Genomic DNA, 21,351 nt, shown 5'->3' with positions numbered 1-21,351 from the left:
AATTTTCTAAATTTAATTTAACGAAAGTAAGAGGAATTTTAAAGATAACCATGAAGAACTAATCTGTTTTAAAAATAGACGTTAATAATTACTAAACAACTAATTAATATTAGCTAGTTTATTTACGCTCTTAAGACAGGTGATTTTTTATGACATACTATCAAGCAAATAACCTTACTAAAAATATCGGTGCAAGCAACATTTTTAAAATTAAGCATTTAGGATTCCATCAGAATGACCGGATTGGTTTAATCGGTAACAATGGCGTTGGTAAAACCCTATTGTTAAAATTATTATCATCAGATCATAGTCCGTTAACCCCAGATGCTAAAAAATTTTTATTACCACAAATCAAACCGAATCTAAACTTAAGCGGTGGTCAAATTGTCAGAAAATATCTAGACCAAACCTTTGCCAGCAATGCGGACATTATTTTCTTAGATGAACCCACAGTGGATTTAGATATTCACAATATTGAATTTTTAGAGAATCAATTAAAACACTATCAGGGAACCATTATTGTGATTTCACATGATCGAACGTTTTTAGACCATACGATTAATACCATTTGGGAACTTCAAGACCATCATCTAAATGTTTATCATGGCAATTACAGTTATTATCGAAATGCTAAGAAACATAAAAATGAATTGGCATGGAAGAATTATTATCAAGACCAGATTAAACGCAAACAGCTTGAACATGCCACGGTTGTCCAAGAAATTCAAACTAATCGTTCCACTAAGGTACCGCGCCAAAAAGTGGGCAATAATGAATCCGGACGAGAGAAGGGATATTACAATCAAAAACAAGGTCGGATGCAGCACAAGGTAAATGCGATGAAGACTAGGTTGAATAAAATGCCCCAAGTCAATCGTCCGCAGATTGAAAAGCCCATTAAAATGAGCGTAAACCAGGAAGATGCAATTAATAAGGGCAGTATCCTAACCATTAATCATTTGAATTTAAAACGTAATCACAAATTATTAATCAAGGATATTAATTTCAAGATTAATGGTGGTGACAAGGTCGCCCTCATGGGATCCAATGGCAGTGGCAAAACCACCCTTTTAAATGTGATTGATGAACATAATGATTCAAAAATAGCAATTCATTCTAAGGTTAAAATTGGCTACTTTAAACAACAACTAGAAGATTTAAATGTTCATCAGACTATCATGCAGAACGTAACTTCCACCAGTTTTCAAGATAATGAAATGGTCAGAACTGTTCTTGCAAGACTAGGATTCAAATCTAATATGATTAATCAACGTGTTGCGACGTTAAGTGGTGGCGAACGCGTCAAAGTTAGTTTAGCGAAGATCTTCTTGAGCGATGCTAATTTATTAATGTTAGATGAACCGACTAATTTCCTAGACATCAGTGCGATGAACGCCCTTCAGAAATTACTGGCGAATTATCCTGGAACGGTGCTGTTCGTTTCACATGACCGGTATTTCTTAAACCAGGTTGCAACTAGGAAGGTTACAATTCAAAATCATCGCTTGATTGATGAACGGTATCAAAACCAGAGCAGTCACAATCATGATGATCAAAAGGAATGGTTAATGTTGCTTAAGAATCGCCAATCATCATTAATTAACGAACTTAGCGAGGATCCACATAATCCGCATTTAAACCAGGCTTTTAAGAAAATCAGTCAGAGGATAAAGAAACTATAATAAAAAAGCGACCGGAAGTATTTCATTTCGGCCGTTTTGCGTTTATGATAGTGGTTATTCAATTTAAGGAGGGGGTAATGATGTTTTTGTCAGCATTATTATTCACCATTATTTTTGCAATTGTGATTGCACTATTTACACTATTCATCTACTACTGGCGTGGCATTTGGCGCGCCCTTTTAAAATGGTGGATTGAACAGCATTGGATTGCGAAACCATTGGTCATCATTGCAGCCATCATTGTGTTATTTCCAATCATATTCAATGTGTTTTTTAGGCAGCCACTCAATCACTTAGAAATGTTGGTTGCATCAATCATCATGTCATTAATTGCCTATTTCATTTTAAACTTTATTTGGTTTGCATCGTCTTCTTGGTTATTAAACCGCAAGCCAATTCGAATCCGACCCCAGTTTATTATTATTCTAGGTGCTGGATTGATCCGTGGCGACCATATTTCAAGATTACTAGCTAGTCGTATCGATACTGGAATCAAATTTTATCAACAGCATCACCATCCCTTAATCATCTGTTCTGGCGGACAAGGTAGCGATGAAAGTGTTCCTGAAGGTTTGGTTATGAAACAATACGCAATCGAACATGGCGTTGAAGCTAATGATATCGTTGCAGAAACTAACTCTCTAAACACATTCCAAAATATGCAATATTCGAAAAAAATCATTGAGCAACACCATTTGAGTTTAAATCAAGGCATTTATGTTTCCAGCAACTACCACATTCTAAGGGCTGGAATTGATGCTAGCAAAGTTGGCTTAAAGATTTACGGCATCGGATCCAAAACAAACCGGTATTTCATGCCTTACGCCACCATCCGTGAGTGGATTGCAATAATGCTGCTTCATCCGTGGATTCAAGTATTGATTGGGGTTTTAATTATAATTACGAATATTATGGTGTTTTATTTTTAATTGAGAAACAAAAAAGACTGGCATTACGTCAGCTCCAAATGTGATGTAGTGGCAAAGTGGTTAATCAATGTCACCATCATTAAAGCATTTCATACTTTTACTAATAATGATATTATTAAGTTGATTGATGTTTTATTGATAATATTAAAATAAGGAGTCAATAATCATGCTAACTAAAAATGATTTTACTAATTTTGATAGTGTTGCTATATGGGAACCACAGAATAGCGTAAATAATTTTGACAATTTGAATGATGAAGAAAAAGTTAAATGCTTTAAAACAAAAAATACTGTAAAAAAGTTAGATGGATCATCTATAAAAACAATGATTCATGGAATGAAAAAAGATCGAATAATCGTTGGAAAAAACCCTGGAGACAAAGGTAAAGATATAGATAATCATACTTTATTAGCATTTCATATCCAAGGTAAAAGTAATGATGCAAGTTTAGCAGCTGCACTATACAATACCAATTTTTGGGGAGCTTTTATGACTGATTTAAATCACGAATATAATAGTAATAGTTCAAATGTTAAAGCAAAAATATTAGATGTCGAACATTTATTTGATCGTTTAAAACAATTAAATATTACTACTAATAATAATGATGATATCAAATTCATTGCCATTGGGAACGATGCTTTTAATACATTTAAGGATTATTTTAATGAATTAAAAAATCATAATCATAATAATAAAATTAATGTAATTAGCGATCGTCAATTTGAATTCAATGATAATAATAACCATTATTTAATAACTAGAATTCCTGACTATTCAGGAAATAATCAAGGTCCAAGAGAAAATGATTGGAATTTAACTAAAGTGAATAAAATTATTAAAAGCATTAAATAATACCATTTTACATTTAAAATAAAATTGAATATAAAAATTGTGATATTATGAAATTAGTGATTAAAAAAGCATGCAAATGCTCTGAAGTTAACAATATTGGTTAATTGCTTTGTTGTATCTTCACATCTTAGACTGGCATTTTTGCCAGTCTTTTTTGTTTCATAAATATTTATTTACATTTAATCAAAATTATATATAATAAATGTATAAGAAAAGGATACCAACCGTCATTGGTATCCCCTTTCCAAGGAAATTAGCGTAAGCCAATTCGCCTTGCTGAATTAAATAATTTATCTAATTAATCCATCAACGTTTGTCGGCCTTGATGGTTTTTTTGTATCTTTTCAATTAATACATCAATTTAGAAATATTTTAGTTATTTTATTATTTCCGTTTCTTGTAATTCCTTCAATTCCCACCGTTTTTTTGCCTAAGAAACCTGAGTAATAAAATAGATCTTCAGATCCTTGATCATCTGTCATTTGAAACATTTTCTTTTTTCGATTATTTCTAACATATTGATATGTTTCTCTATTGCTAGATATTTTTTTCAAACTATAATTATCGTTAATATTCTTATAAAATTTGTTCATTATATTTAATTCGAATTTTTGTTCAGATTGAAAATCTTCATATAAATCTGACCCAGTTTGAATCACAAAAAATAATAACATTACAAATAATATGGAAACTATGATAAATATTTGATGAATGATTTTTCTAAACATTTATATGCTCACTCATTTCTCTCAATCTTCATTTAATAATTATCATAAATTTTAAACGTTTCAATCATACATTTCAAATTAATCTTAATCCTAAAATAATTAATAAATTACGATGATTTTGTATTATTATATAGAACAATTGCTCTTTGCGTTGCATATTTAATTTTGATAACATGAAAAGTATTATTAATAAATAGCCTCTAGAATCTTATCTAGGGATTATTTTTAATTGAAAAATCTAATAATCATTAATAAATGGAGCAATGATAACTAAATCATGATGTATTTTCTTAAAACGACTTTTAAATATATAAACTTAAAAAACATTTTTTTCGCAACCTGTATTTTTATTATCAGTGTTTATTTAAATTTAAGATTTGATAATACTGATAATTCAAATGTTTTTCTCTTCTTAAATGGAATTACAGGATCAGGAATATTAACAATTTCGGCGATTTTCATTGCCATCTTGCCTTCTTCATTGCTTTTTTATGACGATTATAATCATAATTATTTAAAAAATATTTTAACAAGAATGAGCATCAAAAAATATTTTATTACCAGAACATTATCAACCGGATTTTTAGGTGGTTTAATTCTATCATTCCTACTACTTTTATTATTACTCATTTCGCTTCACTTCGGAAAGTTACCAAAAAGCATTTTAAATAATATGATTTCAGGAGCGTTTTCTTCAATTTATCCCAATCATAAAATATTATATTCAATCATTTTCATCATCAATAGTTTTATTTTTGGATTTGTTTTTTCAATCTTGGGAATGGTAACAACCTTATTCTGGAACAACAAATATGCACCAACGATTGTGACATTAATCGTTTACCTTTTTTCAGAACCACTGCTATCTATCATTAATCTTGGGAGCTTAGGATTTACTAATTTATTCCTTTATTCCGAGAATAATTTAACCACCCCGTTAAAAATAAATCTAGAATTTTTCACTATATTAGTTCTTTCGATTATCGTTGGATATTTAAAAATGAAGAGGTTATTAAAGATTAATGATTAAGAATTTAAATTATTTTATATTGAAATCATACCAAGAAATGTACTTGTATATATACTTACTCATTGGATTATTTATGTTTATCAATCTATATAATTACCGAACGGATTTTATCGGTAAGAAATTCTTTTGGAATTGGATCATTTATGCATTGAACCAACCTCTAACTGCTAATTTTGTCATTCCAATTCTTTTTATTATAACAACGAGTACTTTACTGTCTAAATTATTGATCAATGATGAAATCACAATTAGATTATCGAATCGTTTTAATATTTGGAAAGTAAATATATCAGTCATCTTGTTAAATACAATTAATTTTATCATAACGATGACGTTAATAATATTGCTATTATCATTTTCGATTATGAATATTCAAACTAATTGGAATTCAAGTAGTATCAATTCGTTTCAATCTTCTTTTAACGGACTTTCACCATTTCATAGCATCCCAATCGTTCAAGTTTTGATGTCGATTGTATTGTTTTCACTTTTTCTACTCTTTTGGGGAATAGTGAATCAAATCTTGACCAGTATGTTTAAAAATAAAGCGACCCCTATCTTCATAGTCACATTTTTATTAATCTTCCAGGGTAAAGTTAATACGATTCCAGGATTTCCTGATTATTTAGTAAAAATACTCCCTGAAAACTATTTTCTTTTATACTCAGATATTTCAAGCGATATTTTCCATTTAACTAATATTTATCAAAAATTCTGGATTGATATTTTATATTGGGTAATTCTTATTTCGATTAGTTCCATTATACTAATGATAATTTATCGGCGAAAACAATTTAAATAGGAGTAATAAAATGCAAAGTATGAACATTCAAAATTTAAACTTCAAAATTAATCATCAGATGCTGTTCCATCATTTATCATTAAAGACTGACTATGGATCGATTGTTGGAATTATTGGACCTAATGGAATTGGAAAAAGCATGTTATTTAAAATCATATCAGGATTAATCATTCCACAAAGTGGCTCAATTATTATTAATGGAAAAAGTTTGAAGAACGGCCAATTTGCCAATGATTTAGGTGCACTAATAGAAGAACCGGGATTCATACCCAGATTATCCGGTTTTGATAATTTAGATATGTTAGCAAGTATCAAAAATATTATTAATAAAGATAAAATCAATCAAGCACTTAAAAAAGTCGGTTTATGGAAAGATCGAAAAAAGAAAGTTAAAAATTATTCATTAGGCATGAAGAAGAAATTAGGGATTGCGCAATCAATAATGGAAAATCCCAAAGTAATTATATTAGATGAACCAATGAACGCCTTGGATGAAGAGAGCGTTAATAATATCAGAAAGATACTATTAAAATTGGCTAATGTTAATCATTCTACAATCCTCATTGCCAGTCATAATATGCATGATATTAATTTATTATGCGATAAAGTTTATAAAATTAATCATTTTAAATTGAATCCAGTATCACTTTAAATAAAATACAAAAAATAGCCCCCAGACCCAGTCTGGAGGCTATTTTGCGTAATGGATAAAATAATTAATAAATTACTATATTATTTGTTTAATTTATCAACTGCTTTTTGTGCAGCAACGTTCATGATGTTCCATGGACGGTCGAAACCAGGTTGGAAGAAGAAGTCAGCATATGCTAAATCGTTAACCTTCAAGCCAGCTTGGATGGCTAATGAAATGGTATTGATGTTAGCAGTAACGTCTTCTTTAGACATGATTTGAGCGCCAAGAACGCGGCCATCTTTTGGATCAAATGTTAATTTGAACCAAACTTTAGCATTGCCATCTTTATCAGGAACAAACTTTGGACGCTTAGTATCGGTAACAACCACTGATTCAGTCTTTAAACCAAATTTAGAAGCAGTGCCTTCTTTGATACCAGTGGAAGCAAATTTGTAACCAAAGATGGATAGTGCAGATGAACCAGATACAGGAGTCATTGGTACGTGGTGACCAAATGCATTCAAAGCAGCGGTACGACCTTCACGACGAGCATTAGAAGCTAATGCAATGTATGAAGTCTTGCCAGTTGGTGCAAATGGAACTTCGATGGAATCACCAGCAGCATAAATATCTTTTGCACTAGTTTCCATGTACTTATTAACTTTGATCAAACCGTGGCCGTCTAAGTCAACAGCACCCTTTAAGAAGCTAGTTGCGGGTTTAACACCGGCAGTTTCAACGACTAAGTCAGCTGGGTATTCTTTACCATTAGCGGTAACACCCTTAACGTAACCCTTGCCGTTATCAACGTATTCACCGGCAGGAGCACCCATGGCTAAGGTAACGTGGTTGTCTTCGATGACTTTACTTAAAACGTCAGTAAATTCTGAATCTAAGTAGTTACCAAGAACGCGTTTGTTCAAGTCAATCATGGTAACGTGTTTACCAGCCTTAGCAAAGACTTCAGCAGCTTCTAAACCAATGTAGCCAGAGCCAACAACGACAACGTTCTTAACGTCTGGATCAACGGTCTTTGCCTTCAATCTAATGGCCCAGTCACGACCACGCATTGCGTAGACATTCTTCAAATCGTTACCCTTAACTGGTAAGTGATTTGGAACGGCACCAACTGATAAGAATAACTTATCATAGTGTTCGTCACGTTCAGAACCATTATTATGGTCTAAAACGTGAACGGTGTGTTTGTCAGGGTCAACGTGATTAATTTCTGACTTTTCAAAAACATGGACGCCAGCCTTTTTAGCACCTTCTGGAGTTGCATAACTAACGTTGTTAACGTCTTTAACAACGCCTTCTAAATACAATTGCATTCCACATGATAGGAATGAGATAAAGTCACCCATTTCATACCATTGAATTTCAGCTTTCGGGTCTTCCTTTAAGATTCCACGAACTGATTCGTAACCACCATGTGAAGATCCAACGACAATATATTTCATTGTACCGAATGCCTCCTATAAGTTTTATAAATGATTCACAATTTGATTTCTACATTGGTCATTATATCACATTTTATAATCATTACAATCTAAAAACTAATCTAAATAGGATTAAATGTGATAAGCCTTGATAAATAAACCAACGGATAGCGCAATCGCACACAAGCCAATAAAGACTTTCAACACTTTTTCATTGATATGTCGAACAATAATCGGACCGATATATCCGCCGATCAACATCCCGATAGCAAGCGGCACCATGACCTTCCAATCAACGCTAAAGTGCTGCAGAAAGACGATAATTGAAATCACGCTGGCACCTGGAATCGCAACGTTTCGAATCGCATTGTAGACTGGGAACGAATCCTCACTGAAATGTGAGAACACAGCGATAAATAAAACGCCAGATGCTGCACCAAAGTATCCACAATAGATTCCTAATAGCAGGACAAATATGTACAGACCAAATTGAATCAGACGATCGCGTTTAGCACCCAATTTCATTCCAATCTGCCGCCTTTTCTTTGGCAATAAAATTAAAATGGCGGAAACTAAAATGAAAAATGGAACGATTTTGGAAAATGAAGCATTGGATTCAACGGCAACGATACTGCTACCAATCCAACCACCAAAGAACATTAAGACGAAATAGATGAACGTCTCTTTACCATGATGCTTTAATTCACGCAATGATGAAAAGAACGAACCAATACCAATCCCAATTTGAGAAGTTAAATTCGTCACGTCGGCATAGACAGGTGGAATCCCGGCCATTAATAATGCCGGATATGATGCTAATGAAGCAACTCCGACAACGGTGCCCAAGATTCCAGCGACAATTCCAACGATTAAAAAGATTAAATTCGACAATTTATCCGATCCTTCCATGTAGAATTTATCAAAAGAAAAGCCCAATTTCAAAATTAACGCCTGTTAATGTGAAATTGAGTCTAATAATTTATTTACGATAATCAGCTGATTTTGCAATATTGCGATAGCGTCTGAAATGATCCTTCATTCGATCGTAATAATTAATACCACGGTCAACGGTGGCCTTTCCAAGTGGCAAGTGCAGCGGTAGTTCATTGTAATGCTTTCGAATTAGTTCTAAAACGATTTGAGCGGCTTTATCTGGATTTCCCGGTTCGTTCCCGTCATAATCTTCGATGGCTGCAATGTGATCATCAACAACTTGGTAATCAGAAATCTGCGTTTCCTTTTTATGCGACTTGCGGTCGTCCCAATCGGTCCTGAACAGACTAGGTTCAACAATCATGACTTTAATACCAATCTGATCAACTTCCTGTGCTAGCGCGCCCATCATTCCAATTAGAGCATGCTTAGTTCCATCATAAAATGACAGTGAAGCATCCGAAATAATGCCGGCTAACGATGATGAAGCCATGATCAAGCCCGAACGTTGTTTCCGCATCATCGGCAAGACAGCCCGACTCATGTCGACCGTTCCCCAGACGTTAATGTCGAACATCCGACGGACTTTATCTTCATCGGCTTCTTCAAATGAAGAGAAGTAACCAACATCGGCAGTATTATCTAAAACATCGATCTGACCGAATTTAGATTGAACCTTACTAACAACATCTTGAATGGCATTTTTGTCGGTAACGTCTAATTGTAATTTTAAAATTTGCCCATGATTATATTGATCTAAAAAATCAATATTATGGATTTTAAGTGAAGTTACAGCAAGATTAACGTTGCCCTTTTTAGCAAGTAACGTTGCCATACTTTTACCTAAACCATTGGCACCACCAGTAATCAACCATGTTTTCATATTAATTCTCCTTAATTTTATAACGATAATAACTTTATTATAAAGCGAATGAGAATAATAAAAAAGACAATTTTGAAATCAAAATTGTCTTTTAGTGTAATGATATTATTGATGTCGCCTATTTAATTAGGCATATTGTATTATACCGTGAATTCGGCATTCTTCAAAATCATAAATTCATTATTTCTTTAATGGAGCTTGATTATCAGCAGAAATTGCTAGATAGGTCATCTTCTTATAATGATCAGCTAGATCAGAGTAATGCTTAATGGCATTTTCAACACATGATTTACCAATTGGTAAGTGCAATGGTAAATCCGCAAAGTGATAGGTAACTTGATTGTAAACAATTTGAGCGGCAGTATCGGGATTCCCGGCTTCGTGACCGGCTGTTTGTTCAATCCCACGCATATTTTCATTTACGTTGGAATAGAAGTTGACCTTAGATGGTTTCTTTTTGGATGATCTGCCACCCCAGTCGGTTCTGAAACCACTGGGTTCAACAAGCATTACTTTAATGCCAGTCCCTTGAACTTCTTTATTGAAAGAATCCATTAGGCCTTCAACTGCGTACTTAGTAGCATTATAGAATGATAATGCTGGGGCACCGTGAATTCCGGCCAATGATGACATATTAACAACGGTGCCACTATGTTGTTTTCGCATCACAGGCAATACAGCTTGGGTCATGTGGACTAATCCCCAGACGTTGACGTCAAACATGTACTTGGCATCCTTATCATCAGCTTCTTCAAATGATGAAATGTAACCGAGACCGGCGTTGTTATCTAAGACATCGATGCCGCCAAACTTATCAACAGCAGCTTTAACGACCTGTTTAATTTCATCCTTATTGGTAACATCTAACTTAGCTTTCAAAATTTGGCCGTGGTCATATTGATCTAAATAACTTAATTTATCAGTATTGCGGGCGGTAGCCACCAAATTAACGTTCTTTTGGTTGGCTAAAAAGCGGGCTAAACTACGTCCAAAACCAGTTGAAGTTCCAGTTACTAACCATGTCTTACTCATTACAATCACTCCTTTAAATTTATCACTAGTTTTAAAATTATCACTTAATCCTGATGATTAAAAATATTTTGCCCATTAAAAGAAAAACACTAAACTTCAATGAAAGTTCAGTGCTTTAATTTTATTAATTATTCTTCGTTGCTATTTTTTTGCATTTTTTCAACATTATCATGAATATGCTTCAAAAGATTCTGTTTTCTCGTCCATAACTTCTTCGATAAATCGACTGGGTAAGTCTGTGGATTCATCAAACGGCTATATTCAGGCCATAATAATGATACTGAATTTTGGGCATGTTTTCGAATGTCTTTAATATTCGGTTGATGATAAACCAATTTACCATCCTTAAAAATGGTCTTTAAAACCGGTTTGGCATAAAAATCATCAATTGTCTTATTAATATAGGTAAATTGTGGATGGAACATGTAAACATGATCCTGCTTCCTAGGATCTTCATCAATGGTGGTGACATAATCACCTTCGGATTTACCATCTTTCCGTTCAGTAATGCGCCAAACTTGTTTCAATCCCGGAGTAGTAATCTTTTCAACGTTATCGGAAACTTTCATACTGTCACGTAATTGATGGGTCTTTGGATCTTCGACGGCGACTAACTTATAAACACCACCTAATGATGGTTGATCATAAGCAGTAATCAATTTAGTTCCGACACCCCATGAATCAATGCGGGCTTTTTGCATCTTTAGACTTAAGATTAAATGTTCATCCAAACCATTCGAAGCGGTGATTTTAGCATTTGGAAAACCGGCATCATCTAACATTTTACGGGCTTTCTTAGATAGGTAAGCCATATCACCAGAATCCAGTCGAATTCCAACAAAATTAATCTTATTGCCCATCTTTTTAGCAACCTTAATAGCATTCGGAATTCCACTATGAATCGTATCAAAAGTATCAACTAAGAAAATGCAGTTCTTATGGGTAGATGCGTAGGCCATAAAGGCTTCGTATTCATTTCCATAAGCTTCAATTAATGAATGGGCAATCGTTCCGGCAACTGGAATCCCAAATTTCTTACCAGCCAAAACATTGGAAGTGGAATCAAAACCGCCAATATAAGCAGCTCTAGTTCCCCAAATAGCTGCATCAACATCCTGAGCCCTTCTAGAACCAAATTCCATAATCGGTTGATCATCAGCGGCCAATCTGATTCGAGATGCTTTAGTGGCAATTAAAATCGAATAATTAACCATGTTTAGGATTGCCGTTTCAACTAGGGTACATTCTGGCAATGTTCCTTCAATTTGTAAGATTGGTTCATGGTTAAAGACTAAGTCACCCTCAACGGCTGAACGAATGGTTCCCCTAAATTTAAAGTGCTTTAAATAGTCGATAAATTCAGGTGTGAAATCATGCAAGCTTTCTAGATACTTAATATCGCTATCTGTAAAGCGTAAATTTTGAATATAGTCAATTACTTGTTGTAATCCAGCAAAAATTGCATATCCATTACCAAAAGGCATTTTTCTGAAGAACATTTCAAAAACTGCTTTTTGATTCTGACGTCCCTGACTAATATAAGTCTGCATCATGTTCAATTCATAGAAGTCAGTATGCAAAGTTAAATCAGGTTTATTTCGTGTTGGCAATTTCATTTCCTCCTGTATACTTAACTATCAGTATTATATCGGATAAAATAGATATAATACTAATCATTATAGACTATTAACAGCACAAATTCATGAGTTTCCTAAAAGCTCAAGATGATTATAACAATTAGTAAGTAAAATTGTAAGAAAAGCTCACACATTTTTAAACGGAGGGATAATTTGGAAATTATATACATTATTATTGGTATTTTAGTTGGCATTGCTTTGCCACTTCAAACATCTTCCAATTCTGGATTACGATTTAAAGTTAAGTCCCCATACTTAGCGGCAATGATTGCGTTTATCATCGGGACCATTTTTCTAGGAATTGTAACGTTAATTAGTGGTCAGCCACTTGGTGTACCAATGTCGTTAATCCAATCACAACCCGCATGGATCTGGATTGGCGGGGTTCTCGGCTTAATTGCTGGAACTTCAAACATTTTATTGTTTCCACATTTAGGTGCCATTCAGACTGTCATCATGCCAATTGTTGGTCAAATTATTTTTAGTATGCTGGTCGATAACTTTGGCTGGTTTGACCTTCCGACCCATCCCTTCACGTTCCTTCGATTAATTGGCATTATCGTCCTACTAGTTGGAATTTTAATGATTATTTATCAACCAGGTGCCTTTAAAATGAAAAAAGGTGGTCAAATTTTCTGGCAACTATTTGGCGTTGCATCTGGAATGTCATTAGCTGCGCAAACGGCAATTAATGGTCACCTTGGCAAAGTTTTAAACGCTCCGATTCACGCATCCTTTATTTCATTCTTTACTGGTGCAATTGTCATTACGATTGGAACTTTGATGGGCAGACAGCATCCTAGCAATATTAAATTAGCCTTTAATCGTCATAACCACCTTTGGATTTGGCTTGGCGGGGTCTTAGGTGGCCTCTTAGTCTTAGGGAATTTATTCCTATCACCACTAATTGGAACTGGAACAACCGTTATTTTAGTACTGTTAGGGAATATCATTGGTAGTATCATCATCAATCGTTTTGGAATTTGGAATGCACCTAAACGGGCGGTCGATCCGCATCAATACATTGGATTAATTGTTATGGTTATCGGCGTAGCTGCAATAAAATTGTTTTAAAAGCTTATCAATTAAGATTTTTAGTTTATAATGGAATTGAAAAGTATTATCTAAGCTATCTGAGCCTAGGAAATTCATTTCAATAATTTTATTTCTCTTTACGATTAAAAAATGCGAACGGTATCTTGCCGTTCGCATTTTTATTTTGGTTTTGGAAATTATTTTTTAATATTGATATCTCCACCATTAGTTGAGAAATTATAATGATAACTTGGTTTCACATTCACAAAATCATTGTGACTATAAACGTTATTATCACCGCTCTTAGTACTGGTGTTAATAATATTGTGTTTAGATGGTTTTATATGACCTGTAATGTCACCACTATTATTTTGAATTGTTAAATTATTTTCAGTCGTTTGATCATTAAAGTAAACATAACCATCATTACTAATCAACATTAGGTTGTTCCAACGATTATGTTTCAAATCAACGTCATCACTGTGAACATTAATTGTACTAGCTTGTTTGGTAAACGAACTGTTAGTAATATTAAAATCATTTTTATAATCATCAATATCAAGACTTGGTGCGGTAACTTTATTAATTCGCTTAACTTCGCGTAATTTAATGGGATGATTTGAAGTTACATTATCAAAGTTATTATCATCACTAATTCCATTAGAATTAATGGCACCAATATGAACGTTACTTAAATGAAGGGCACCACCACGTTTAACTTGGTTTACACTTTTAATCGTTTCATTTTTGGGAACGGTTATAGTTACTTTAGAATTGGTTGGATAACCATTGCCACTTCCACTACCACTTCCAATCAAAAAGTTATGGAATGAAATGTGGACATCATTTCTGAGTTTAGACTTTTTTGTCATAATATTTAGTTTCTGACCGTCACGTTTCAGCTGAACACCACTATTCTTTTGGCTAGAATTAACAACCACTTCAGTCTTTTTAACGTTTCCCGATTGAATTGTGACTGGAATACCAGCATTGATATTAAATGCATTAACATTATCAAAAGTTGTTTTTCCTTTGGATGGATTAGAAACTGACGGAACGTATTCATAATTCGAAAGTCGATTTAAGCCTTGGTAACCATGTCCTACCTTACCAATAAACATGAGTACCAGGCCGACAACTAAAAAGCCTAATCCGGAATATAATAAAAATTTCATTATTTTATTCATTAATCATTACCTCCCTCTGTCTTACCTTTGGAAGTCGATTTTCGATAAATCCAACTAACAAAAATTCGAATCCAATGAATAATCAATTGAATTAACGCGATAAATAATAGCAGGATACCAATAAATACGAATCCAATTCCTAACATCGTCAATCCAGAAATAAAACTAATTGATATTAAATTGATTGCACTAGCAAAAATAAAAAAGATTGAAATTGCTAACGCACACAATATCGACAAAACGACTACTGCTGGAATAAAAACCAAGAATAAAATTATGCATAAAGCTAGTGGTATTGTTACCGGTGATGACAAAATTGCCAATAACACAATCCAAATTACTTTGGCATCCGTCTTAGAATTGCCCCGGTAATTATTGTTGACTGGACCCGTTTCATCACTAGCTCTAGTCGATCGGTCGGCCATTGCCTTCAAGGCAACCTTTCTTGGTGAACCTAGTTCTTGTAGACAGGCATCGTAAGTTTTAAAACCGCCATCTTCAAGGTACTCAGTATAGAATTCAATAATATCCTGGCGATCCTGTTCATTTAACGCTTTCAGATCTTTTGATAATTCATCAATGTAATTATTCATCTTGCTCGCCACTTCCTAACATATTATTAATCCCCGCTTGAAATTGATTCCATTCCTTTTTAATCCCAACTAATTTATCCTTGCCGGACTGGGTAATGCGGTAATAACGACGATTCCGCCCATGATACGGTTTATCATAAGTCGTCAACCATTGATTCTTTTTTAATCTTCTTAAAACCGGATACATCGTCGATTTTGATACATCCGCTGACTCTTGAACCCGCTGAGTCAAAGCGTAGCCGTAGTAATCTTGATGCTCTAAAATTCCTAGAACACACCCATCTAGCAATTCAGAACTCATCTTAATTGCCATATGATCATCTCCATATGTTATATGACGTATAATATACTTATAGAAATAATATAGCTTATATTTTCTAATTTGTCAAAAAAAGTAAAAACATTGGTCATATATCTTGTAATTTGAAAACGATTACATTACTATATAGTTGTCAAGTGAGTGAAAGCGATTTCACGAGCATGATAATTTAATTCTGGGGGTCTGAATAATGGCATATGTTACTACCTATCCATACACAAATGAAGTTTTAAGAAAATATGATCCAATGAGTGATGAAGATGTTGATAAAGCTATCGATAAAGCTGGTCAACTATATCAATCATGGAAAAACAATGCTGTTGCATCTAGGAAACCAATTTTAGAACGGGTTTCACAATTGATGCTTAAAAACCAGGATAAATTGGCAACGACAATTGTCCATGACATGGGTAAATTATATCCAGAAGCCATCGCCGAAGTTCAATTAAGTGCTGCCATTGCTAAGTACTATGCTGACAATGGTGAAAGATTTTTAGCACCAACCCCATTACTAACCAGTGCTGGTAATTCATGGGTTGAAAATGACCCGGTCGGCATCGTAATGGGAGTTGAACCTTGGAACTTCCCATATTATCAATTAATGAGAGTCTTTGCACCGAACTTCATGGTTGGTAACCCAGTCATGATCAAACATGCAAGTAATTGTCCAGGTTGTGCACTAGCATTCCAAAGCATTATTAGAGAAGCCGGCGCACCAGAAGCTGCTTACCAAAACTTATTTGTCAGCCATGATCAAATTGCAAAGATTATTGCTGATAAAAGAGTTCAAGGTGTTGCTTTGACTGGTTCTGAAAAAGCTGGTACCCACATTGCTGCCGAAGCTGGTCAAAACTTGAAGAAGAGCACCATGGAACTTGGTGGAAATGATGTCATGGTTGTCTTAGATGACGTTGACATTAAAAAAGCCGCTAAATTAGCTGCTTATGCTCGTCTATGGAATGCTGGTCAAGTTTGTGTTTCTGCTAAACGATACATTGTTGAACAAAGTATCGCCCCTGCTTTCATGAAAGCATTGAAAGCTGAATTTGCTAAATACAAACCAGGCGACCCAATGGACAAGAACACCACCCTTGCTCCATTATCATCTAAAGGTGCTCAAGAAAAATTAGATCAACAAGTCAAGGACGCTGTCAAGAATGGTGCTAAGTTAGAATATGGTGGTGGCATTCCTGATCTTAAAGGTGATTTCTATAACCCAACCATCCTATCTAATATTTCTCAAAAGAACCCTGCATATTACCAAGAATTCTTTGGCCCAGTTGCTCAATTCTACGTTGCTAAAAATGACGACGATGCCATTAGAATCGCAAATGATTCTAACTACGGTTTAGGTGGTTCCATCTTAACTGGTGACCACAAACGTGGTGCTAAGATGGCATCCAAGATTGACACTGGCATGATCTTTATTAACGGTATGACTCAAGTTGCTTATCCTGAATTACCATTTGGTGGAATCAAACGTTCTGGCTATGGTAGAGAATTAGGCCCTAACGGAATTAAATCATTCGTAAATCAGAAATTAGTCAGCATCACCAAAGAATAATTCATCGATAATTTTCCCTTTAAAAGTCTCACAATCAACTTTGTGGGGCTTTTTTATTACATCAATTTTACATTTGATTAAGATTCGGTTAAGTTGCGTACATTTTGCTCTTTATATTATATACTTACAAAGAATGATTAATACGGATAAATAATTACGAATAAAAATTTAGGAAAAATCTAAGCAAAGGGAGTTAAATTAATCAATGAAAAAATTTTATCAAAAAATTATTTTAATTGCGGTTGCGTGCTTAGGAATTGGCTTATTTGCTGGTTTTGCTAATCATAACGTTGCAAGTGCTAGCAGCCACCAAGCCTATGATTTATCAGAATGGCAATCAAACATTAGCAGTTCAAAAGCTAAAAAATTAAAGCATGAAGTTGGTTTTGTGATTTTAAGGGGTCAATTTGGTAGTAGTTACCAAGACCGAACCTTCAAGCATAATTCTAAAATGATGGAGAAATACCATATTCCTTATGGTGTTTACAGTTATAGTCAATATACTTCTTCAGCAAGTGCTAGAAATGAAGCCAAGACTTTATACCATCGTGCTCCTAAAGCTAAGTTCTATGTTAACGATTTTGAACAAAACTTAGCTCATAACCATGCCAATGCGGCTACTAAAGCATGGGCAAAAGAAATTCATCGTTTAACCAGTCGCCCAGCTGTTTTATACAGTGGTCTATACTTTATCAATCAAAACGTTGGAAATGCTAAAAAATCATATAATGCCATTTGGCTAGCTTCATATTCAAGTTCTAAACCAAGAACTAACTTTAAATATGACCTCTGGCAATATACCGACAATCATAAGAGTAAAAGTTTGAAAGAAAGTGTTGATGCTTCAGTCATGGTTGGTAACAAACCATTATCATTCTGGACTGGTCAAAAGAGTCACACCATCGTCGTTAAATAATTAATTTGAAACGTAAAAAGAGCTGACAATAATTAGTTGTCAGCTCTTTTTTACGTTCTCATTTACTTGATATTTAAAAGATCTTTCGGATGATCAATTAAATAATCAGGATGAACACTCGCTAATAATGATTTCGGATGGGCACCCCAGGTAACGCCAGCAGTATGGACGCCTGCATTCTTTCCCATTTTGAGATCATAAGTAGCATCCCCAATCATAATCGTTTGATCAGGATCCAAATGATTATCATGCACAATCTTCAAATCACCATCTGGATATGGTTTGGAATGTTCAACGTCTTCACTTCCAACGATTTCCTTAAAGTATTGGGCAATCCCTAGAATTTTAAAATTATCTAGGACAATGGCATGGCTATTGCTGGTAACAATAAATAAATTTTTACCACGTTCACTCAACGTCTTTAAAATATCTGCCATTCCATCAAACAATTTAATATTATTATTCTTTAATTTCTTATATTTATCAACAAAAATTGGAAACAATTTTTGAAAGTCAGCCGGTTTAGCGTTAGCAGGTGCCATTTTGGGGAATGAGCGATCAATCGACATCCCAGTATATTTCAAAATATCAGCACTGCTAGGAGCGGGCCAACCCATTTGTCGAAATGCTGATTGGGTTGATAAAAGATTTACTTTATGTGAATCAATTAGTGTTAAATCAACATCAAAAATGTAATTTTCCATTTAAAGTCCCCTCTCATTTTAATCTACGTTTTTTAGTTCATTAATTTCTTGCTTGATTATATCGTTTCAATGCTTGACCAGTTACTGACTTTGGATCATCTAAGGCAGCTTGAGGTCTGCCAGAGAATAAGATTTGACCACCGTAATTACCAGCATGGGGGCCAACATCAATCATCCAGTCTGCTTTACTGATAACTTGTAAGTTATGTTCGACAATAATTAAAGTATTACCAGCGTCGACCAATTCATCAAATAATTTTATCATTTTAGCAGTATCTTGCATGTGAAGTCCAGCAGTTGGCTCATCCAATAGATAAACGGTTCCGGTCTGATTCAATTGAACCGCTAATTTTAGCCGTTGAAGTTCACCACCAGATAAGGTACTCAATGATTGACCGAGTGATAGGTAATCTAGACCCACCCGTTGCATATTATATAGTTTATCGTGAATATCAGGAGTGTCCTTAAAGAAGGTTACCGCATCATGAATTAACATGGTCAAAACTTCACTAATGTTTTTACCATGGTATTTGTATTGCAAAGCTTCCTTGCTGTACCGTTTACCATGACACATTTCACAAGTTTGAATAACTGGATCCATGAATGCCATATTAGTAATCATGACACCACGCCCCTTACATTTAGGACAACGGCCCTTGCCGTTATAACTAAATAAAGCCCGTGAAACATGATTGGCTTTTCCAAATAGTTTTCTGATTTCAGTTAAAATATCTAAATAGGTCGCCGGCGTGGAACGAATGTTAGCACCGACTGCATCCTGTGATAAATCAATGTATGGCTGGGTTAATTTGCTTTTAACGGCATCAATCAAAGAACTCTTTCCAGAGCCAGCAACCCCAGAAATAACCGTTTCAACACCCATCGGAATCTTAACGCTAACATTTTTTAGGTTATGGTTGCTAACATCATTCAAATCTAGTGTTGATTTTACCGGCCGATTATGATCAAATGATAATTTAGCTTTCAAGTAACGACTTGTAATCGTATTTGAATACAGCATTTCATCATAGGTACCGTTAAAGGTAATGTGACCTCCACCTTTACCGGCTTTGGGTCCTACTTCAACAACGTAATCAGCAATTGGAATCAATTCAGGATTATGTTCAACAATTAAAACGGTATTACCCTTATCTTTCAATTTAACTAAAGCGTTCTTGATCAACTGAATATCGTTTGGGTGTAAGCCCACACTGGGTTCATCTAGGATATAGACCATATCGACCAATGAACTGTTCATGAATTTAGCGATTTTAATGCGTTGGGTTTCACCACCAGACATCGTTTCGGTATTTCGATCCAAGGTAAGATAGCCTAATCCTAAATCAATCAGTGATTCAATTTTAGTATCTAATTCACGCAACAAGTTTTGAACTAACGGTGTTTTAATATCCTTCAAGAACTTTAAAGCGTGGACTAGATCCATTTGCAAAACGTCAGCAATGTTCTTGCCGTTAATTTTGCATTTTAGAACCGGCTGTCTTAATTTAGCACCATGACAAACTGGGCAGACTTCGCGATCAACAATTTCAGCGATGGCTTGCTTATGATGCTGCCCTTCGCGACTTTCGATAATGGACCGTTTGATTCTTGGAATCAAACCTTCATATAAAATTGATTTGCGCCAAATTTTGGGTGCGTGTTTCAAATGATGCTGAGGTGCATATAATAAGGTATGCAATTCTTCTTTGGTATAATCTTTTAATGGTTTGTCATTATCAAATAAACCACTATGAGCATAACGATTCCAACGCCAAGTGTGGGGTCCAAAACTAACGAAAGTAATGGCCCCTTCATTTAATGATTTATTATAATCAACAATCTTATCAGGATTAATGTTATCAACATAGCCTAATCCCTGGCAATTCTTACACATTCCCTGTGGCAAGTTAAATGAAAAGGTATCAGAATAACCAACCCATGGTTTTCCAGCTCTAGAAAATAATAACCGCATTAGTGAATAAATGCCGGTATAAGTTGCTAGCGTTGAACGTGGGTTCTTCCCGATCTTTTTCTGCTGAATCACAATGGCAACCGGTAAGTTATCAATGTGGCCCACTTCAGGTGCACCGTATTTAGGTAAATACTGTTGGGTAAAACTTGGAAAAGTTTCATTTAATTCCCGTCTTGAATTAGCGGCAATTGTATCAAAGACTAATGAAGATTTACCAGCACCGGATAAACCGGTGAAAACAGTAATTGCGTGTTTATGAATTTTTAAATTAAGATTCTTTAAATTATTTTGGTGGGCATCGTAGACATCAATAGTATTACTCTCTGTCATTTATATTCCCCCGTTTGATAGATTCGAATTAAGTCCGATAAAACAATTCTACTATACATATTGAATAATACAAACTATGAGGCATTAATTTACCAAGCCAAATTCTTCAATTTTTGATCAATGCTTGTTATGATATTTTTAGAATA

The 21,351-nt window shown here is 34.5% G+C and carries 20 protein-coding genes; 9 read left to right on the top strand and 11 right to left on the bottom strand.

Annotated features, from left to right (window positions below; genetic code table 11):
- Positions 1-149 precede the first annotated feature (149 nt).
- The 3 genes from abc-f (at position 150) to WR164_RS01615 (ending at position 3,467) form a co-directional block, all read left to right on the top strand.
- Positions 150-1,682: a ribosomal protection-like ABC-F family protein gene (abc-f, locus tag WR164_RS01625; protein WP_286135814.1), complete on the top strand. Its 1,533-nt coding sequence runs from the start codon at positions 150-152 to the stop codon at positions 1,680-1,682.
- Positions 1,683-1,768: 86 nt separating this feature from the next.
- Positions 1,769-2,611: a YdcF family protein gene (locus WR164_RS01620; protein WP_286135813.1), complete on the top strand. Its 843-nt coding sequence runs from the start codon at positions 1,769-1,771 to the stop codon at positions 2,609-2,611.
- 166 nt (positions 2,612-2,777) lie between these two features.
- Positions 2,778-3,467 carry a hypothetical protein gene (locus WR164_RS01615; RefSeq protein WP_286135811.1) on the top strand — a complete coding sequence of 230 codons (690 nt, stop codon included), beginning with the start codon at positions 2,778-2,780 and terminating at the stop codon, positions 3,465-3,467.
- Positions 3,468-3,823: 356 nt separating this feature from the next.
- On the opposite strand, the gene WR164_RS01610 is transcribed toward WR164_RS01615, so the two are convergent.
- Positions 3,824-4,195 (bottom strand): hypothetical protein, encoded by a 372-nt coding sequence (locus WR164_RS01610; RefSeq protein ID WP_286135810.1) that lies wholly within the window; start codon positions 4,193-4,195, stop codon positions 3,824-3,826.
- 535 nt (positions 4,196-4,730) lie between these two features.
- Here WR164_RS01610 and WR164_RS01605 point away from each other — a divergent pair.
- The 3 genes from WR164_RS01605 to WR164_RS01595 are packed head-to-tail and all read left to right on the top strand — an operon-like array spanning position 4,731 to position 6,679.
- On the top strand, positions 4,731-5,225 hold the full coding sequence (locus WR164_RS01605; RefSeq protein WP_286135809.1) for a hypothetical protein: 495 nt from the start codon (positions 4,731-4,733) through the stop codon (positions 5,223-5,225).
- Positions 5,218-6,027 (top strand): hypothetical protein, encoded by an 810-nt coding sequence (locus WR164_RS01600; RefSeq protein ID WP_286135808.1) that lies wholly within the window; start codon positions 5,218-5,220, stop codon positions 6,025-6,027. Before WR164_RS01605 ends, WR164_RS01600 begins: the two co-directional genes overlap by 8 nt.
- Before the next feature lie 10 nt (positions 6,028-6,037).
- Positions 6,038-6,679, top strand: coding sequence for an ABC transporter ATP-binding protein (locus WR164_RS01595; protein WP_286135807.1), 642 nt, complete (start codon positions 6,038-6,040; stop codon positions 6,677-6,679).
- Positions 6,680-6,759: 80 nt separating this feature from the next.
- Here the strand turns inward: WR164_RS01595 and WR164_RS01590 are convergent, their stop codons facing one another.
- From WR164_RS01590 to WR164_RS01570, 5 genes are all read right to left on the bottom strand, one after another.
- Complete coding sequence (locus WR164_RS01590) at positions 6,760-8,121, bottom strand: FAD-dependent oxidoreductase (protein ID WP_286135806.1); 1,362 nt, start codon at positions 8,119-8,121, stop codon at positions 6,760-6,762.
- A 111-nt stretch (positions 8,122-8,232) separates the two neighbouring features.
- On the bottom strand, positions 8,233-8,991 hold the full coding sequence (locus WR164_RS01585) for a sulfite exporter TauE/SafE family protein (protein ID WP_286135805.1): 759 nt from the start codon (positions 8,989-8,991) through the stop codon (positions 8,233-8,235).
- Between the two features lie 88 nt (positions 8,992-9,079).
- Positions 9,080-9,916, bottom strand: coding sequence for an SDR family NAD(P)-dependent oxidoreductase (locus WR164_RS01580; protein WP_286135804.1), 837 nt, complete (start codon positions 9,914-9,916; stop codon positions 9,080-9,082).
- Positions 9,917-10,096: 180 nt separating this feature from the next.
- Positions 10,097-10,948: an SDR family NAD(P)-dependent oxidoreductase gene (locus WR164_RS01575; protein WP_286135802.1), complete on the bottom strand. Its 852-nt coding sequence runs from the start codon at positions 10,946-10,948 to the stop codon at positions 10,097-10,099.
- 128 nt (positions 10,949-11,076) lie between these two features.
- A complete protein-coding gene (locus WR164_RS01570) occupies positions 11,077-12,558 on the bottom strand; it encodes a nicotinate phosphoribosyltransferase (RefSeq protein ID WP_286135800.1) in 1,482 nt (493 codons plus the stop codon).
- Between the two features lie 180 nt (positions 12,559-12,738).
- Between WR164_RS01570 and WR164_RS01565 the strand changes: the two genes are divergently transcribed.
- Complete coding sequence (locus tag WR164_RS01565; RefSeq protein WP_286135799.1) at positions 12,739-13,659, top strand: DMT family transporter; 921 nt, start codon at positions 12,739-12,741, stop codon at positions 13,657-13,659.
- Positions 13,660-13,817: 158 nt separating this feature from the next.
- Here WR164_RS01565 and WR164_RS01560 read toward each other — a convergent pair whose 3' ends face one another.
- From WR164_RS01560 to WR164_RS01550, 3 genes are read right to left on the bottom strand one after another with little or no spacing between them, the layout of a single operon-like run.
- Complete coding sequence (locus WR164_RS01560) at positions 13,818-14,807, bottom strand: DUF4097 family beta strand repeat-containing protein (protein WP_286135798.1); 990 nt, start codon at positions 14,805-14,807, stop codon at positions 13,818-13,820.
- Complete coding sequence (locus tag WR164_RS01555; RefSeq protein WP_286135797.1) at positions 14,807-15,400, bottom strand: DUF1700 domain-containing protein; 594 nt, start codon at positions 15,398-15,400, stop codon at positions 14,807-14,809. Before WR164_RS01555 ends, WR164_RS01560 begins: the two co-directional genes overlap by 1 nt.
- Positions 15,393-15,713 (bottom strand): PadR family transcriptional regulator, encoded by a 321-nt coding sequence (locus WR164_RS01550; protein ID WP_286135796.1) that lies wholly within the window; start codon positions 15,711-15,713, stop codon positions 15,393-15,395. Before WR164_RS01550 ends, WR164_RS01555 begins: the two co-directional genes overlap by 8 nt.
- A 196-nt stretch (positions 15,714-15,909) precedes the next feature.
- On the opposite strand from WR164_RS01550, the gene WR164_RS01545 reads away from it, so the two are divergent.
- The gene (locus WR164_RS01545) at positions 15,910-17,283 is read left to right on the top strand and encodes an NAD-dependent succinate-semialdehyde dehydrogenase (protein WP_286135795.1); all 1,374 of its coding nucleotides are present in this window, start codon (positions 15,910-15,912) and stop codon (positions 17,281-17,283) included.
- A gap of 205 nt (positions 17,284-17,488) precedes the next feature.
- A complete protein-coding gene (locus tag WR164_RS01540) occupies positions 17,489-18,199 on the top strand; it encodes a GH25 family lysozyme (RefSeq protein ID WP_286135794.1) in 711 nt (236 codons plus the stop codon).
- Between the two features lie 62 nt (positions 18,200-18,261).
- Here WR164_RS01540 and WR164_RS01535 read toward each other — a convergent pair whose 3' ends face one another.
- Positions 18,262-18,903: an HAD family hydrolase gene (locus WR164_RS01535; protein WP_286135793.1), complete on the bottom strand. Its 642-nt coding sequence runs from the start codon at positions 18,901-18,903 to the stop codon at positions 18,262-18,264.
- A gap of 40 nt (positions 18,904-18,943) precedes the next feature.
- Entirely contained in the window at positions 18,944-21,205 is a 2,262-nt protein-coding gene (locus WR164_RS01530; protein ID WP_286135792.1) for an ATP-binding cassette domain-containing protein, read from the bottom strand.
- Positions 21,206-21,351 lie beyond the last annotated feature (146 nt).

Source organism: Philodulcilactobacillus myokonensis (assembly GCF_027923585.1).
Lineage (GTDB): Bacteria > Bacillota > Bacilli > Lactobacillales > Lactobacillaceae > Philodulcilactobacillus > Philodulcilactobacillus myokonensis.
The sequence above is the reverse complement of the archived record's forward strand: the minus strand, read 5'-3'. Positions and strand labels throughout refer to the sequence as shown.

Bases quoted from the DNA above. Each gene is read 5' to 3' on its own strand.
- WR164_RS01595 (WP_286135807.1), top strand. From the start codon at position 6,038: ATGCAAAGTATGAACATTCAAAATTTAAACTTCAAAATTAATCATCAG.
- WR164_RS01545 (WP_286135795.1), top strand. From the start codon at position 15,910: ATGGCATATGTTACTACCTATCCATACACAAATGAAGTTTTAAGAAAA.
- abc-f (WP_286135814.1), top strand. From the start codon at position 150: ATGACATACTATCAAGCAAATAACCTTACTAAAAATATCGGTGCAAGC.
- WR164_RS01555 (WP_286135797.1), bottom strand. From the start codon at position 15,400: ATGAATAATTACATTGATGAATTATCAAAAGATCTGAAAGCGTTAAAT.
- WR164_RS01575 (WP_286135802.1), bottom strand. From the start codon at position 10,948: ATGAGTAAGACATGGTTAGTAACTGGAACTTCAACTGGTTTTGGACGT.
- WR164_RS01540 (WP_286135794.1), top strand. From the start codon at position 17,489: ATGAAAAAATTTTATCAAAAAATTATTTTAATTGCGGTTGCGTGCTTA.
- WR164_RS01610 (WP_286135810.1), bottom strand. From the start codon at position 4,195: ATGTTTAGAAAAATCATTCATCAAATATTTATCATAGTTTCCATATTA.
- WR164_RS01615 (WP_286135811.1), top strand. From the start codon at position 2,778: ATGCTAACTAAAAATGATTTTACTAATTTTGATAGTGTTGCTATATGG.
- WR164_RS01605 (WP_286135809.1), top strand. From the start codon at position 4,731: ATGAGCATCAAAAAATATTTTATTACCAGAACATTATCAACCGGATTT.
- WR164_RS01580 (WP_286135804.1), bottom strand. From the start codon at position 9,916: ATGAAAACATGGTTGATTACTGGTGGTGCCAATGGTTTAGGTAAAAGT.
- WR164_RS01600 (WP_286135808.1), top strand. From the start codon at position 5,218: ATGATTAAGAATTTAAATTATTTTATATTGAAATCATACCAAGAAATG.
- WR164_RS01530 (WP_286135792.1), bottom strand. From the start codon at position 21,205: ATGACAGAGAGTAATACTATTGATGTCTACGATGCCCACCAAAATAAT.
- WR164_RS01550 (WP_286135796.1), bottom strand. From the start codon at position 15,713: ATGGCAATTAAGATGAGTTCTGAATTGCTAGATGGGTGTGTTCTAGGA.
- WR164_RS01590 (WP_286135806.1), bottom strand. From the start codon at position 8,121: ATGAAATATATTGTCGTTGGATCTTCACATGGTGGTTACGAATCAGTT.
- WR164_RS01560 (WP_286135798.1), bottom strand. From the start codon at position 14,807: ATGAATAAAATAATGAAATTTTTATTATATTCCGGATTAGGCTTTTTA.
- WR164_RS01535 (WP_286135793.1), bottom strand. From the start codon at position 18,903: ATGGAAAATTACATTTTTGATGTTGATTTAACACTAATTGATTCACAT.